The sequence below is a fragment of the Streptomyces sp. NPDC059452 genome (assembly GCF_042750035.1).
Lineage (GTDB): Bacteria > Actinomycetota > Actinomycetes > Streptomycetales > Streptomycetaceae > Streptomyces.
This window is the reverse complement of record NZ_JBHYVE010000001.1, coordinates 561,544-576,006: the sequence shown is the minus strand read 5'-3', so window position 1 is coordinate 576,006 and position 14,463 is coordinate 561,544. Positions and strand designations below refer to the sequence as shown.

12 protein-coding genes are annotated in these 14,463 nt (G+C 71.7%); 5 read left to right on the top strand and 7 right to left on the bottom strand.

Features of this window, described 5'->3' with window-relative positions:
* Positions 1–43 precede the first annotated feature (43 nt).
* Positions 44–400 carry a hypothetical protein gene (locus tag ACFW9Z_RS02620; RefSeq protein ID WP_384633147.1) on the bottom strand — a complete coding sequence of 119 codons (357 nt, stop codon included), beginning with the start codon at positions 398–400 and terminating at the stop codon, positions 44–46.
* Positions 401–412: 12 nt separating this feature from the next.
* Positions 413–1,492 (bottom strand): glycerophosphodiester phosphodiesterase family protein, encoded by a 1,080-nt coding sequence (locus ACFW9Z_RS02615; protein ID WP_384633144.1) that lies wholly within the window; start codon positions 1,490–1,492, stop codon positions 413–415.
* Between the two features lie 241 nt (positions 1,493–1,733).
* Here ACFW9Z_RS02615 and ACFW9Z_RS02610 point away from each other — a divergent pair, with 241 nt between their 5' ends.
* Positions 1,734–3,638 carry a hypothetical protein gene (locus tag ACFW9Z_RS02610; protein ID WP_384633141.1) on the top strand — a complete coding sequence of 635 codons (1,905 nt, stop codon included), beginning with the start codon at positions 1,734–1,736 and terminating at the stop codon, positions 3,636–3,638.
* Positions 3,639–3,657: 19 nt separating this feature from the next.
* Here the strand turns inward: ACFW9Z_RS02610 and ACFW9Z_RS02605 are convergent, their stop codons facing one another.
* Both ACFW9Z_RS02605 and ACFW9Z_RS02600 read right to left on the bottom strand, forming a co-directional pair.
* The gene (locus tag ACFW9Z_RS02605; protein WP_384633138.1) at positions 3,658–5,103 is read right to left on the bottom strand and encodes an amino acid permease; all 1,446 of its coding nucleotides are present in this window, start codon (positions 5,101–5,103) and stop codon (positions 3,658–3,660) included.
* A 120-nt stretch (positions 5,104–5,223) separates the two neighbouring features.
* Positions 5,224–6,684 (bottom strand): amino acid permease, encoded by a 1,461-nt coding sequence (locus ACFW9Z_RS02600; protein WP_384633135.1) that lies wholly within the window; start codon positions 6,682–6,684, stop codon positions 5,224–5,226.
* A 265-nt stretch (positions 6,685–6,949) separates the two neighbouring features.
* Between ACFW9Z_RS02600 and ACFW9Z_RS02595 the strand changes: the two genes are divergently transcribed.
* Positions 6,950–7,543, top strand: a complete 594-nt coding sequence (locus ACFW9Z_RS02595; RefSeq protein ID WP_384633132.1) for a biotin transporter BioY — start codon at positions 6,950–6,952, stop codon at positions 7,541–7,543.
* A 211-nt stretch (positions 7,544–7,754) separates the two neighbouring features.
* Here the strand turns inward: ACFW9Z_RS02595 and ACFW9Z_RS02590 are convergent, their stop codons facing one another.
* Complete coding sequence (locus tag ACFW9Z_RS02590; RefSeq protein WP_384633129.1) at positions 7,755–9,038, bottom strand: amino acid permease; 1,284 nt, start codon at positions 9,036–9,038, stop codon at positions 7,755–7,757.
* 70 nt (positions 9,039–9,108) lie between these two features.
* Between ACFW9Z_RS02590 and ACFW9Z_RS02585 the strand changes: the two genes are divergently transcribed.
* Positions 9,109–9,597 (top strand): ribose-5-phosphate isomerase, encoded by a 489-nt coding sequence (locus tag ACFW9Z_RS02585; protein ID WP_384633126.1) that lies wholly within the window; start codon positions 9,109–9,111, stop codon positions 9,595–9,597.
* Between the two features lie 112 nt (positions 9,598–9,709).
* The gene (locus tag ACFW9Z_RS02580; protein ID WP_384633123.1) at positions 9,710–10,537 is read left to right on the top strand and encodes an Fpg/Nei family DNA glycosylase; all 828 of its coding nucleotides are present in this window, start codon (positions 9,710–9,712) and stop codon (positions 10,535–10,537) included.
* A 35-nt stretch (positions 10,538–10,572) separates the two neighbouring features.
* Here the strand turns inward: ACFW9Z_RS02580 and ACFW9Z_RS02575 are convergent, their stop codons facing one another.
* Positions 10,573–11,808: a GNAT family N-acetyltransferase gene (locus tag ACFW9Z_RS02575; protein ID WP_384633120.1), complete on the bottom strand. Its 1,236-nt coding sequence runs from the start codon at positions 11,806–11,808 to the stop codon at positions 10,573–10,575.
* Between the two features lie 105 nt (positions 11,809–11,913).
* Between ACFW9Z_RS02575 and ACFW9Z_RS02570 the strand changes: the two genes are divergently transcribed.
* The gene (locus ACFW9Z_RS02570; protein ID WP_384633117.1) at positions 11,914–13,059 is read left to right on the top strand and encodes a PP2C family protein-serine/threonine phosphatase; all 1,146 of its coding nucleotides are present in this window, start codon (positions 11,914–11,916) and stop codon (positions 13,057–13,059) included.
* 188 nt (positions 13,060–13,247) lie between these two features.
* Here ACFW9Z_RS02570 and ACFW9Z_RS02565 read toward each other — a convergent pair whose 3' ends face one another.
* Positions 13,248–14,450 carry a cation:proton antiporter gene (locus ACFW9Z_RS02565; protein ID WP_384633114.1) on the bottom strand — a complete coding sequence of 401 codons (1,203 nt, stop codon included), beginning with the start codon at positions 14,448–14,450 and terminating at the stop codon, positions 13,248–13,250.
* Between the last annotated feature and the right edge of the window lie 13 nt (positions 14,451–14,463).

Sequence of the window (14,463 nt, the reverse complement as noted above, 5' to 3'; positions counted from 1 at the left end):
CGGGCCGAGGACGGGGCCAGGTCAGGGGATTCGGGGGGGCGGGTCACGGGGAAGGCGGGCGTCGGGAATCGTCCTCCGGCCTCCGCGGGTACTCGATCGGATCCGCCTCCCAGTACGAGTCCTCTCCCCGGTAGACCATCCGGCCGGGCCGGGGGCTCGGGCCGCCGTTCCGGCCTGCGTCCCAGTTGATGAAGGCCACCACCGCGACGAAGAACAGGACCATGCCGAGGACGGCCCACGCCTTCAGGTTGCCCTCGGCGAGCAGGGGGCCGCCCTCGGTCCAGAGGAACCGCCCGAGCCGCCCGGCCGCCCCCACCACCACGTACCCGAGCCCCAGGCAGAAGGGCAGCAGGACCAGCCCGAGTACCAGACAGGCCTTGTCCGATTTTTCGCGAGTCATCACCAGCCCCCGTTACGCCCGCAGTTCCTCCCGCGCCTGCACCGCGAGGTCCGGGAAGTCCGTCACCACCGCGTCCACCCCCTGCCCGTAGTGGAAGGCGTACTCGGCGAACGCGTCGCCGAAGTCGTTCGGCGCGGTGCCCCGGCGGTGGGCGGCCGGGAGGTACTGGTTCTCCGCCCGGAAGGTGTACGCCCCCACCTTCAGCCCCGCCGCGTGCGCGTCCGCGAGGAGCGTGTGCGGCGGGACGAGGGAGGACTTGTCCGGGCCGATCCACTGCGCGTACGAGGCGATCTCGCGCAGCCCGGCCGGGCTCATCATGTCCTTATAGGTGACCGCGTGACCATAAGGAGAGCCGCTCGTGCCCAGCGCCTGCCACAGGGGGAGGCCGAGACGGGCGGCGGCGACGCGGTGCAGGCTGGACGGTTCGAAGGACTGGACGACGCACTCCCGGGCCGTCAGCCGGTTGCGGCGGACCACCCGGATCAGCTCCTCCTCCAGCGGCAGTCCGATCGAGCGGAAGTACGTCGGGTGCTTGGTCTCCGGGAAGACCGCGATCCGCCTGCCCGACTCCCTCGACAGCCGCCGGGCCAGGTCGACGACCTCCTGGAAGGTCAGCACCCGCCCCCGCCCGTCGAAGACCGTGTTGCGGTTGCGGACCAGCGGCAGCCGTTCGACCGTACGCAGCGTCCTCAGCTCGCGGAGCGTGAAGTCCTCGGTGAACCAGCCGGTCACCGCCTTGCCGTCCACCGTCTTCGTGGTGCGGCGCCCCGCGAACTCGGGCCGCCCGGCGACATCCGTCGTCCCGCCGATCTCGTTCTCGTGCCGTACGACCAGGACATGGTCCTTCGTCGGCACGAGGTCCGGCTCGATCCAGTCGGCCCCGGCCCGTACCGCGTAGGTGTAGGCGTCAGCGGTGTGCTCGGGGCGCCAGCCCGCCGCCCCGCGATGGCCGATGACCAGCGGGCCCGAGGGGCGGCGGCCTGCGGGGGCGGGGGCGCCGGCCGGGGCGGATGCGATCGCGGGGGCGGCCGGGGCGGTGGCGGCGACCGTGGCGGCCAGGAGGACCGAACGGCGCCTTGGTGCAAGGGACATGACAGCTCCTCGGGTGGCGGACCCACCACGGAAGCGAGGGCGGATGACGGCCCGGCGTACGGAGCGCGACCCTGCCATGTCCGGTAGTCCACGTGTGACCCCGTGTTTCTCCCGGCCGGGCAGGGCCGGTCCGGCCCGGGCAGCGCAGGGCCGGTCCCGGCCGGTCCGGGAAACAGGCACCGGAGCCGCGAACGCCGGGGTCCCGGGCAGACCGGACATCGCGCCTGGTCATAATGCGCGGGTGAACAGACCCCCCGTGCCGCTGCCCGCCGAACACATACCCGCCGGCACCGCCGACTGGCGGACCCCCGACGCCCAGCGCTGGCTCGCCGCCGCGCCCGCCCGGTGGGCGCGCCCCCTGCTGGCCGTGCCGGTGCTGGCCGCCGCGCTGATCTGGGACATAGCGGTGTCCCCCGTCGACGCCTGTACGTCCGCCGCCCCGTGCGGCACTGACTGGCCGGGCATCGGGCTGATGGGCCTCCTGGCGCTGACCCTGTACTGGGTGGTGCGGCAGCCCCGGCTCGGACTCGTGGCGCTCGGGGCCGTACTGGTGGCGTTCTTCCTGGAGGGCCGTCCCACGGCGGTGTTCGAAGAGATCTCCGCGTTCGTGTTCCTTCTGGCCGCCGCGTTCACCGCCGCCGGGCTCGTCCACCGGCTGGCCCTCGCGGGGCGGCAGCGGGCGCTGGCCCTGGAGGCGGCCGGGCCGGTCGCCCAGCCGTTGCCCGCCGCCGCGCGGACCTTCCGCCGGGGGCGGTTCTCCTTCGTCCTGGCCGCGCTGCTGCTGGCCGCCGCCGTGTTCGGCGGCTGGCAGGTCCAGCGGGTCGCCGACGCGTACGAGGAGCGGGCCGCAGGCGCCACCCGGCTGTCCGGAGAGGTCGTGGCCGTGGAGCAGGACGACGACGGTGCCGACATCCTCAAGGTGGAGGCGGACGGGCGCACCCACCGCTTCGAGACGGACTCTCCCGATGACTTCCCCGAGGGCAGCCGGGTCGACATCGTGGTGGACGGCGACTGGGCGGCGCTGGTCGCGGAGCCGTACGACGCCTTCGACTGGGAGATGCTGGTGCTGGTCGGCTCCGTCGCGGGGCTGGCGTTCTTCGCGAACGGCGTGGACGGGCGGACACGTGCGCGGCGGCTGCGGCGCGGGCCGCTGCCGGTGCTGCGCGTGCTGGTGCGCGAGGACCACGACGACAGCCGCACCTGGGTGTTCGCGGCCGACGACACGGAGGGCCTCCGGCCGATCCTGCACTTCCACTCGCTGCACTCCTTCGAGGAGGAGGAAGAAGAAGAGGAAAAGGAAGGCGGTGAGGAGGGCGAGGGCTCCGAAGCCGTCATCGACTTCAACAAGGTCACGGACATTCTCCGGGGCGAGGACCCGCCCCCGCCGCTGCGGGAGGCCGTCCTGTACGGCGTCCCCTGTACCGGCGCCGAACTCGCCTTCGCCGCGCGGGACGACGCGGACGAGCCGGACGACCCGGACGACGACGGGGTGTCGGTGCAGTGCAGCACCACCGCCGTGAAGTCGGCCCTGCCGGGGCGGGTCAAGCGTGGTGCGCGGCCCGGTGGGCGGGAGAGCGAGCGGAGGTCCGTCGACGAGATCGCCGCCGGTCTGACGCCCACGGCGGACCCCCGGGTGTGGAAGGCGCAGGGCTTCTCGCGCGCGGTCGGCCTCGGACTGCTGGTGGTGCAGGGCGGCGGCATCTGGGCCATGCTCGACGACGGGCTGTCGTGGACCTGGCTGTGGCTGGCCGTCGGGCTGCCGTGGCTGGTGACGGCCGTGGCGACGGCGCTCACCTGGCGGATCACCGCCGACCGCGACGGGCTGTGGGTGACCGGGGCGTGGCGCGTGCGGCGGGTCCCGTGGGAGGCGATCACGGCCGTACGCCATGCCGACGACGGCATCCGTATCCTCCGGGGCAAGGACTCCGCCGTCGAACTCTCGCCCACCGGCTGGGCCTGGCTGGAGCGCCGTCTGGGCGGCGAACCGGTTGCGGAGCGCGCCGCCGATGAGCTGGGGGCACTGCTGCTCCGCCCGGAGCTGCGGCCGCTGGAGGAGGCGCCGACAGGGCGGCAGGGCATGCCGGTCGGACCGCCGCTGGTGGCCCTGTCGGCGCTGTGGGGCGCGGCGGTGCTGCTCCTGCTGTGACCACCGCGCCCCAGGCCGTCTACTTCCGCTGAGCGGGGATCGAGGCCTCCGCACCGTCCCGGGGCAGCCGCCGCTGACGTACGACACCGATCCCGATCAGCCCCGCCGTCAGCGCACCCGTGGCCAGCAACTGGTCACGGGTGTCCGGCTGGCGCAGCATCAGCAGGAAGATGCCCACCATGCCCACCAGGGCGACGATCGTCAGGACCGGGAACAGCCACATCCGCACGACCAGTTTTTCCGGCTCCTCGCGCTCGGTCCGGCGGCGCAGGATCAGCTGGGAGACGGCGATGAAGATCCACACCACCAGGATCACCGCCCCGATCATGTTCAGCAGCCAGGGGAAGACGTCGTCCGGCCGCCAGTAGCTGAGCAGCACGCACAGGAAGCCGAACACCGAGGAGAACAGCACCGCGTTGCGCGGCACCCCGGAGGAGATCCGGCCGAGCAGGGCCGGTCCCTGGCCCCGGGCGACCAGGGACCGGGCCATTCGCGAAGCGCCGTAGATGTTGGCGTTCATCGCGGAGAGCAGGGCGACGAGGATGACCACGTTCATGATCTGCGCCGCACCGCCGATACCGAGGTGGTCGAGCATCGCGTAGAAGGGGCCGACCTCGGCCACCTTCGGGTTGTCCCAGGGGACGAGGGTGACGATGACCGCCATCGAGCCGATGTAGAAGACCGCGATGCGCCACATCGCCGTACGGACCGCCTTCGCGACGCCCTGCACCGGGTTCTCGGACTCGGCGGCGGCGATGGTGACGGTCTCCAGACCGCCGTACGCGAAGACGGAGGCGAGGAGTCCGATGATGAAACCGTCCATGCCCTTGGGCAGGAAGCCGCCGTCTCCGGTGAGGTTGGTCAGGCCGGGCGCGTCCGCGTCCGGGAGGACGCCGAGGATCGCCAGCAGGCCGAGGACCAGGAACAGGGTGATCGCGCCGACCTTCAAGGAGGCGAACCAGAACTCGAACTCGCCGAAGTTCTTCACGGCGGCCAGGTTCGTCCCCAGGAAGATCACCATGAACAGGGCGACCCAGGCCCACTCCGGGGTCCCGGGCAGCCAGCCGCTGACGATCTGGGCGGCGCCGATGCCCTCCAGGCCGACGGCGACGCAGAGCAGGAACCAGAAGGACCAGCCCGCGGTGAATCCGGCCCAGGGCCCGATCGCCCGTTCGGCGTGCACGGAGAAGGAACCGGAGGCCGGGTTGGCGGCGGACATCTCGCCGAGCATGCGCATCACCATCATGACGAGCAGCCCGGAGATGGCGTACGCGACGATGATCGAGGGCCCGGCGGCGGCGATCCCGGCCCCGGAGCCGACGAAGAGTCCGGCGCCGATCACCCCGCCGAGGGCGATCATCGACAGGTGCCGCTGTTTGAGACCGTGGGTGAGCGCGGAGTCCGTCGAGGCTCCGGTGAGGGCTGCGGAGTCAGCGGTGGGGGGAGACACGGAGGTCCGAGACATGGACAAGCTCTGTTCGGTAGCTGAGACGAGGGACGACCCCACAGTCTGAGCACCCTCACCGCTCACACGGAACGGGTGTCCGCTATACGGGCACGAGGCTCACACAAGGTGCACACGCGCCTACCGGCCGGTAGAAGCGGAACCCGTGCGGTCGGTGGATGCGGACCCCTTGAGTTCCCGCCGCTCCCGCCACTGACGCCCCACCGCCACCAGCAGCACCAGCCCCGTCGCCCCCGCCGACCACAGCACCTGCGGGCGCGCGCCGGCGTCCGTCAGCATCAGCAGCAGCACCCCGAACAGCCCGGCCAGCGTCACCCAGGTCAGATACGGGAAGCACCACATCCGCAGCGCGAGCGCCTCCGGGGCCTCCTGTTCCAGCCGGGCGCGCAGCCGCAGCTGGGAGGCGGCGATCAGCGCCCAGACGAACAGGAGCACCGCGCCCACCGAGTTGAGCATGTAGAGGAACACGGTGTCCGGCCAGAACAGGTTGAGCAGTACGGAGACGAAGCCGAAGGCCACCGAGGCCAGCACGGCCCGCCGGGGGACCCCACCCTCCGTACCGGGCTTGCGGGACACCTTCAGCAGCCCGCGCGGCGCCTCGCCCCGCTCCGCCAGTGAGAAGACCATCCGCGAGGACCCGTACAGATTGGCGTTGAGCGCGGAGAGCAGCGCCACGAACACCACGATGTTCATGATCTGCCCGGCCGACGGCACCCCGATCGCGTCCAGCACCTTCACATACGGGCTCAGCCCGGCCTGCTGGGCGGTCCACGGCAGCACGGTCACGATGACCAGCATCGAGCCGACGTAGAAGAAGAGGATGCGCACCACCGCACTGCGCACCGCGCGCCCCACCGCGCGGGCCGGGTCGTCCGTCTCGGCGGCGGCGATGGTGACGACCTCCAGCCCGCCGAAGGCGAAGACCACGGCCAGCACGCCGGAGACGACCCCGCCCCAGCCGTTCGGCAGGAAGCCGCCCTGTCCGGTCAGATTGGCCATGCCCACCGGGTCGGTGTCCGGGAGCCACCCGAGGACGGCCAGCAGCCCGAGCCCCAGGAAGACGACGATCGCGCCGACCTTCAAGGAGGCGAACCAGAACTCGAACTCGCCGAAGTTCTTCACCGACGTCAGGTTGGCGGCGGTGAACACCACCATGAACAGCAGCACCCACGCCCACGGTTCGACCGCGGGCACCCACCCGTGGGCGATCTGCGCGGCGGCCGTCGCCTCCACGGCGAGGACCACGACCAGCAGGAACCAGTACAGCCAGCCGACGCTGAACCCGGCCCACCGCCCGAGCGCCCGCTCCGCGTGCACGGAGAAGGAGCCGGAGGCGGGCATCGCGGCGGACATCTCGCCGAGCATCCGCATCACCAGCATCGCGAGCGCGCCCGCGATCAGATACGAGACGACGATGGCGGGCCCCGCGACGGCGATCCCGGCGCCCGACCCGACGAAGAGCCCGGCCCCGATCACCCCGCCGAGCCCGAGCATCGTCAGATGACGCTGCTTCAGGCCGTGGGCGAGCGGCTCGGGGGGAGTCGGGGAGACTGCGGGCAAGGTGGGCGGAGCCTCGTGCATGGGGTGCGGGTCACTCTCGGGTCATTTATGGGGAACCTACAGTCTGGGGCCGCGATGCCCCTCCCGGCAAAACGGGCCATCACCCCCTCCACCTCAGTGACGAGCGTCACGTCCGGGAGTGATTACTAGGTGGTCTTTGTCTGAACCCCACCAACCCGTCAACCACCGCTTTGTGGGCGGCTGATGGTGATCGAGCGTTAACTCCTGGGCTAACGTCTCCACCAGCCCCACCCCATCTGCCTGCCCTCACCCGCGGAGTCCCCCGATGAGCACTGCTGCCGCCCCCGTCCGCTCCGGAGCGGTCCTCGCCGACCTGCTGCCCGCAGTCCGGCACCGCTACGCCGTGGACGCGGCCCTCGTGCTGGGCGGCGCGGCCCTCACCGGCATCGCGGCCCAGATCGCCGTCCCGGTCCCCGGCTCCCCGGTCCCCGTCACCGGCCAGACCTTCGCCGCCCTCCTCGTCGGCACCGCGCTCGGCGCCCGCCGCGGCTTCCTCTCCCTCGCGGTGTACGCGGTCGTCGGCATGGCCGGGATGCCGTGGTTCGCGCAGGGCACCTCGGGCTACGCGATGCCGTCCCTCGGCTACATCCTCGGCATGCTGCTCGCCGCCACCGTGGTCGGCGCCCTCGCCCGCCGGGGCGGTGACCGCTCGATGCTGCGCACGGCGGGCACGATGGTGGTCGGCTCCGCGATCATCTACGCCGTCGGCGTGCCCTACCTGGCCCTCGCCACCGGCATGTCCCTGAGCGCCGCCGCCGCGGCCGGGCTCGTCCCGTTCCTGATCGGCGACGCGCTCAAGGCGGCCCTCGCGATGGGCGCCCTGCCCGCCGCCTGGAAGCTCCTCGGCCGCCGCGACTGAGGCCTCTGGAACCCCTGGCCCCGTACGGGGCACCGAAGAGGCCCGCCGGATGGTCCTGGGAGACCGGACCGGCGGGCCTCTTCACAGTCCTGTACGGTCCGCTCCGCGTCCAGCGCCCCGAGCACCGCACTGTCCCCGAGCACCCCGCCCGCGGGAAAACCCGGCATGTGCCGTCAGATGTACGGATTCACTCCGCGACGGCTACACGGATTCACTCCGCGACGGCCCTGCGGCCGCGCGCCTCGCGGAACAGCGAGATCCCCACCACCAGCGCCGCGACCAGCAGCGACAGCACGACCTGCTCGCGGGCGGTGTCGTCGGTCAGCATGTAGACCAGGACGAAGGAGATCATCGCGATCGTCGCCCAGGTCAGATACGGGAAGAGCCACATCCGCACGACCAGCTTGCCCGGGGTCTCGCGCAGGATGATCCCGCGCATCCGCAGCTGGGTGAAGCAGATGACCAGCCAGACGAAGAGCGCCACCGCGCCCGAGGAGTTCAGCAGGAACTGGAACACCGTGTCGGGCCACTGGTAGTTGAAGAACACCGCCACGAAGCCGAAGACGACCGAGGACAGGATCGCCGCCTGCGGCACGCCCCGCCGGTTGACCTTGGCGAAGGACTTCGGGGCGTCGCCCCGCTCGCCGAGCGAGAACGCCATCCGGGAGGCCGTGTAGAGGCCGGAGTTGAGACAGGACAGCACGGCCGTCAGCACGATGAGGTCCATGACCTGGCCGGCGTGCGGGATGCCGATCGAGTCGAGGGCGGCCACATAGCTGCCCTTCTCCAGGATCGACGGGTCGTTCCACGGCAGCAGCGTCAGCACCACGAAGATCGAGCCCAGGTAGAAGACGGCGATGCGCCAGATCACGCTGTTGGTCGCCTTCGACACGGCCCGCTGCGGGTCCGCCGACTCTCCGGCCGCCAGGGTCACGATCTCGCTGCCCATGAACGAGAAGACCACCATCAGCACCCCGGTGAGGATCGCCCCCGGCCCTTCGGCGTAACTGCCCACCGAGACCAGGTTCGTCGCGGTCAGTACGACCATCACGATCAGCGCCCAGGCCCACTGCGGGACGCCCGGGATCCAGCTCTCCAGGATCTTGGCGCCCGCCGTGGCCTCCACGGCCAGCACCACGACCCAGAAGAACCAGTAGAGCCAGCCGATGGAGAAACCGGCCCAACGGCCCAGCGCCCGGTCGGCGTAGGCGGAGAAGGAGCCCGAACTCGGCCGGGCGGCGGCCATCTCGCCGAGCATGCGCATCACGAGGACGACCATCAGGCCGACCATCGCGTACGACAGCAGAATCGCCGGACCCGCGGCCGCGATACCCGCGCTGGAGCCCACGAAGAGGCCCGCACCGATCACACCGCCGATCGCGATCATCGAGAGGTGGCGGTTCTTCAGGCCGGCCTGAAGCCCGCCCGACGAGTCCGGCCGGTCCGGCTCACCGGGCTCGTGGCCCGGCCTCGCCAGCGAAGTGGCGTTCGCCACACGGCCGACGGTCAGCGGGCTCCGACCCCCCTGGCCGCCACCCCGCGAAGTTCGTGCCACACTTCGCACCATGCGCGTGTACCTCGGATCCGACCATGCCGGTTACGAACTCAAGAACCACCTCGTCGCGTGGCTCGGTGCCCACGGCCATGAGGCCGTCGACTGCGGCCCCCACATCTACGACGCCCAGGACGACTATCCGCCGTTCTGCCTGCGTGCCGCCGAGCGGACGGCCGCCGACCCGGACAGCCTCGGCATCGTGATCGGCGGCTCCGGCAACGGCGAGCAGATCGCCGCCAACAAGGTCAAGGGCGTCCGCGCCGCACTGGCCTGGAGCGAGCAGACCGCCGCCCTCGGCCGTGAGCACAACAACGCCAACGTCGTCGCGATCGGCGGGCGGATGCACACGGTGGAGGAGTCCACCAAGTTCGTCGAGATCTTCCTCGCCACGCCGTACTCGAACGAGGAGCGCCACACGCGCCGCATCGAGATGCTCTCGGCGTACGAGACCACCGGCGAGCTCCCCCCGATCCCGGCCCACCACCCGCAGCAGGGCTGACCACCTCTTACGTCACCTGTGCCGCCGGGGCCCGTACCCGGCGGCACGGCCATGTCACCCCGTACCGCCCGCCCTTCCACCGGAACACAGGAACCACAGGGAGCACCCCGCCGTGCCCGAGGGACACACGATCCACCGCCTCGCCCAGGACCACGCCGAGCGGTTCGTGGGCGGCCCGGTCCGGGTGAGCAGCCCGCAGGGCAAGTTCTCCGACAGCGCGGCCCTGCTCGACGGGCGCACCCTCACCACCACCGACGCCCACGGCAAGCACCTCTTCCTCGGCTTCGGCGACACCGGCTGGGTCCACATCCACCTCGGCCTCTTCGGCAAGCTCGGCTTCGGCACCGCCCCGCCCCCGCCGCCCACCGAGACCGTCCGCCTCCGGCTCGTCAACGCGGCCCACCACGCCGATCTGCGCGGGCCCACCACCTGCGCCCTGATCACCGAGCCCGAGAAGCGCGCGATACACGAGCGGCTGGGCCCGGACCCGCTCCGGGGCGACGAGGACGGGGAGCGCGCCTGGCAGCGGATCTCCCGCAGCCGGACCACGGTCGCCGCCCTTCTGATGGACCAGAAGGTCATCGCGGGCGTCGGCAACGTCTACCGGGCCGAGGTCCTCTTCCGCCACGGCATCGACCCGTACCGCGCGGGCAAGGACCTCACCCGCGCCGAGTGGGACGCGGTCTGGGCGGACCTGGTGGAGCTGATGCGCGAGGGCGTGCGGCACAACCGGATCGACACCGTCCGCCCCGAGCACCTGCCCGAGGCGATGGGGCGCCCGCCCCGCAAGGACGACCACGGTGGCGAGGTCTACGTCTACCGCCGGGCCAACCTGCCCTGCCACATCTGCGAGAGCGAGATCCGGACGGCCGGCCTCGCCGCCCGCAACCTCTTCTGGTGCCCGCGCTGCCAGGACCCGGGCCCGTCGTCCGGAGCCTGACCCCTACCCGTTTCCGCACCCCTACCCGTTTCCGCTCAGAACCCGTGCGGCAGCCACGGCTCCACGTGCCACGAGAACGCCGACGAGACCTCCGCCACCGCCCCCGGCCGCACCTCCCGCACCCGCCCCGCCGCCGCGAGCGAGGTGAACGACACCCCGCCCAGATACGCGGCGCCCAGATCTGCCACCGACAGCTCCAGATCCGGCGCGCGATCCGGCGCACGCCGGCACGAGGCACCGCCCTTCGCGTCCGCCACCAGATGCCAGCGCCCCGCGTTCCACGGGCAGAAGGCGTCCTCCACCTCCAGCACCACATCCACCGGCGCCCGGTAGGCGCGCGCCTCCAGGGCCGCCCCCACCTCCACCAGCCGTACGTGGAGCGCGTCCTGCACCCGCACCTCGCACCGCCGCACGTCCGAGACCAGATGCAGCAGCGGCTCGTCCACCGGCCGCGCACCGGCCTCCACCACCGACATCAGGTCGATCCCGAACAGGAACCGCCACAGCGCCGCGTACGCCGCCGGATCCAGCGCCCCCAGGTCCCGCAGCACCACCGTCCCCTTCGGCCCCACCCGGTCCCAGTCGGGCCGCGTCCGGAACGTGGCGTACCCCAGCACCTCCCCGTCCCGCTCGGCGAGCACGCACTGCAACGGCGAGGCGCCCGCCCGGTCCTGCGCCGTGTCGATCACCGCGCTCCGCTCCCACCCCGGCTGCCGCACCGGCGTACCCGGACGCTCAGCGGCGAGCCGCCCGTACACCTGCTCGCAGGCGGGCAGGGCCGCCACCGGGTCCGTGTACCGCACCCGTATGCCGTCCGTGCCCGGCGGCAGCGCGAGCTGTACACGGGTGGTGTCGACGCTCAGGCTCAGCGCCCGGGTCGCGGCCCCGTAGCCGAAGCGCCCGTAGATGGCCGGCTCCGACGCGGTCAGCACGGCGAGCGGCTCGCCCCAGGAACGTACGTTGTCCAACTGGCTCCGCATCATCGACCGCAGCAGCCCCCGCCGCCGGTGCGTACCGGCGACGCTGACCGCCGTCACCCCCGCCGTCGGCACCGCCGCACCGCCGGGCACGGTCAGCCGGAAGCGGTACGCCCCCGCCGTACCGACGCACACCTCCCCGTCCCAGAGCCCGATGGCCCGGTCGTACGCCGTCAGCTCCCGCCAGAGCTCGCGCGACTCCGGAGCACTCTCCACGCCCCCGAACGCACGCTCCAGACAGGCGAACCAGGGGTCCCAATCAGCAGGTCGCAGCACACGGAGTTCTGAAGTCATATGCCATCCCTACCAGGGCGCGCGGAAGCGGACGACTCCATTTCGCGTGGATCGTCACCGGGGTCCCCCTGCACCGGAGGCGTCCGGGTGGATAGGGTCCCGGCAATGGCCCGTCGCGGAGCAGTGGACGACTTCTGGGCCCGGTGGCGCAGATCGGTGCACCGGGCCCGCATCGGGCTGCGCAAATCCGGGGTGGACTACTTCCGGGGCGACGGCTCCGACTGGATCGCCCTGGCCGGTCTGCTGCTGACGATTCCGGCCATCACGTGCGCCACCGTCACCAGCCCGGTCTGGTTCGACCCGGCGGCGCTCGCCCTGCCCATCGTCGCGGGCGGCCTCCTGCTCCGCCCCGCCAGCCTGCTCGGTCTGTACGCCACGGCCGCCGCCGCCCTGATCGTGGAGGCGCTGACGCTGGGGCCGTACGCGGACGGCCCGGCCAGGGTCACCCCGGGCACCGTCCTGGTGGTCGCCGCCTGCGGGTTCTTCGGGCTGGTCCTGGCCCAGTTCCGGGCCCGGGTCGGTGTGCCGTGGCGGCGCGGCGGCACCATGCTCTTCGACCTGCGCGAACGCATCCGGGTCCAGAGCTCTCTGCCCCGGCTGCCCCAGGGCTGGCACCGCGAGATGGCCCTGCGCCCGGCCGGGGGACAGTCCTTCTCCGGGGACTTCGTCGTGGCGGCCCGCACCCACGGCGGCCGGACCCTGGAGGTCGTCCTCACCGACGTGTCCGGCAAGGGCATGGACGCGGGCTCCCGGGCCCTGCTGCTCTCCGGCGCCTTCGGCGGGCTGCTCGGCTCGCTGCCGCCGCACGGCTTCCTCACTGCGGCCAACGGGTATCTGCTGCGGCAGGACTGGGACGAGGGGTTCGCCACCTCGATCCACCTGGTGCTGGACCTGGACTCCGGCGACTACGAGATCTTCTCGGCCGGTCATCCGCCCGCCCTGCAACTGCACTCGGGCAGCGGGCAGTGGGAGGAGAAGTCGGGCGAGGGACCGCTGCTCGGCGTCTACGACGGGGCCGAGTTCGACGCGGTGAAGGGCTCACTGGCCCCGGGGGACGTCCTGATGCTGTTCACGGACGGCCTGGTGGAGGCGTCCGACCGGGACATCAGCGAGGGCATCGACCGGCTGACGGGCGAGGCCGACCACTATGTCTCCACCGGCTTCGAGGGCGCGGCCTGGCATCTGATCGAGGCCTGCGCCAAGGACGTCAACGACGACCGGGCGCTGCTGCTGCTCTCCCGCAGGCCCTGAGACCGCCCGGCCTGCTGCGCACACGCCGTACAGCGTGTACGTGATTCAGCCCGCCGTACGTCGACGGAGAGGCACCCATCACCCGGGGCGGCCACCGCACTGTGGTGACCATCACTCCCGGGTGAGGCACGAGGGCGCCTCTCCGCTTCCGTTCGGACCGCAGCTTCCGTTCAGGCCGGTGTTTCCGTTCAGACCGACACCGGGATCTGTTCCTGATCCTTGTCGTCGTCCTTGCTGCCGCCGCTGTCCTTGCCGCGTCCTCCGGGGAGGATCCGGGCCAGCCAGTGGGAGCGTCCGGCCGCCAGGGGGGCGAGGACGGCGAGCAGCAGCACATAGCCGGCGATGAACGGCGAGAGCCGCTTGTCCAGCCCGGCCGCCGCCGCCATCGTGGCCAGGATGAGCGCGAACTCGCCCCGTGCCACCAGCGTGGTGGCGATGTTGGCGGTGGCCTGGGAGCCGAAGTCGTACACCTTGGACGCCGCGAGACCGGCGGCCACGTTCATGGCGAGCGTCAGGATCACGGCCGCCAGCACCGGCCAGAAGACGCTCGGGAGGTCGCCCGGGTCGATGGAGAGACCGAAGGCGAAGAAGAAGATGGCGCCGAACGCGTCCCGCAGCGGGTGGACCAGCTTGAGGATGCGCTCGCCGGAGGCCGTCGAGCCGAGCATCAGACCGACCATGAAGGCACCGATCGCGTCGGCCACGCCGAACATCTCGGAGACTCCGGCGACGAAGACCGCGGCACCGAGGAAGGAGATGACGAGGAGCTCGTCGTCCTTGGTGTTCATCAGCTTGCCGATGAGCTTCGTCCCGAACCGGGCGGCCAGGGCGAGCAGCAGCAGGAAGCCGAAGGCCTTGCCCCCGTCGATGAGCATCGCCGAGAGGCTGTCCGCACCGGACAGGATCGGCTGGAGCGCCGCGAGGTAGAGGGCGAGGAAGACGTCCTCGACGACGATGATGCCGAGGATGGGCCGGGTCTCGGGATTGCCGATGCGCCCCAGGTCCACCAGGATCTTGGTGACGATGGCGGACGAGGATATGCCGAGCACACCGGCGAGGACCAGCGCCTCCGACGTGCCCCAGCCCAACGCGAAACCGAAGCCGAGACCGGCACCCACGTTCAGGACCAGATAGGTCCCGCCCGCGATGGCCATCTTCCGGCCACCCGTCTTGAGATCGTCCATGTGGAACTCGAGCCCGAGGTAGAAGAGCAGGAGGACGAGTCCCAGAGCGGAGAGCATCTCCAGATCGTGCGGGTTGGAGAGAAGGGTGTAACCGGGGGTGTGCGGGCCGAGGAGGATGCCGGCCAGGATGAACAGGGGGATCGTCGGCAGCCCGATGCGGCCGCCGAGGCGGGCGAGGACGGCAGCGGCCAGGAAGGCGCCGCCCATGGCGAGGAGGGTG

What these genes read in the sequence shown, in the direction of transcription:
- ACFW9Z_RS02620 (WP_384633147.1), bottom strand. Translation starts at nt 400, where the DNA reads ATGACTCGCGAAAAATCGGACAAGGCCTGTCTGGTACTCGGGCTGGTC.
- ACFW9Z_RS02615 (WP_384633144.1), bottom strand. Translation starts at nt 1,492, where the DNA reads ATGTCCCTTGCACCAAGGCGCCGTTCGGTCCTCCTGGCCGCCACGGTC.
- ACFW9Z_RS02605 (WP_384633138.1), bottom strand. Translation starts at nt 5,103, where the DNA reads ATGTCTCGGACCTCCGTGTCTCCCCCCACCGCTGACTCCGCAGCCCTC.
- ACFW9Z_RS02600 (WP_384633135.1), bottom strand. Translation starts at nt 6,684, where the DNA reads ATGCACGAGGCTCCGCCCACCTTGCCCGCAGTCTCCCCGACTCCCCCC.
- ACFW9Z_RS02595 (WP_384633132.1), top strand. Translation starts at nt 6,950, where the DNA reads ATGAGCACTGCTGCCGCCCCCGTCCGCTCCGGAGCGGTCCTCGCCGAC.
- ACFW9Z_RS02585 (WP_384633126.1), top strand. Translation starts at nt 9,109, where the DNA reads ATGCGCGTGTACCTCGGATCCGACCATGCCGGTTACGAACTCAAGAAC.
- ACFW9Z_RS02575 (WP_384633120.1), bottom strand. Translation starts at nt 11,808, where the DNA reads ATGACTTCAGAACTCCGTGTGCTGCGACCTGCTGATTGGGACCCCTGG.
- ACFW9Z_RS02570 (WP_384633117.1), top strand. Translation starts at nt 11,914, where the DNA reads ATGGCCCGTCGCGGAGCAGTGGACGACTTCTGGGCCCGGTGGCGCAGA.
- ACFW9Z_RS02565 (WP_384633114.1), bottom strand. Translation starts at nt 14,450, where the DNA reads ATGGGCGGCGCCTTCCTGGCCGCTGCCGTCCTCGCCCGCCTCGGCGGC.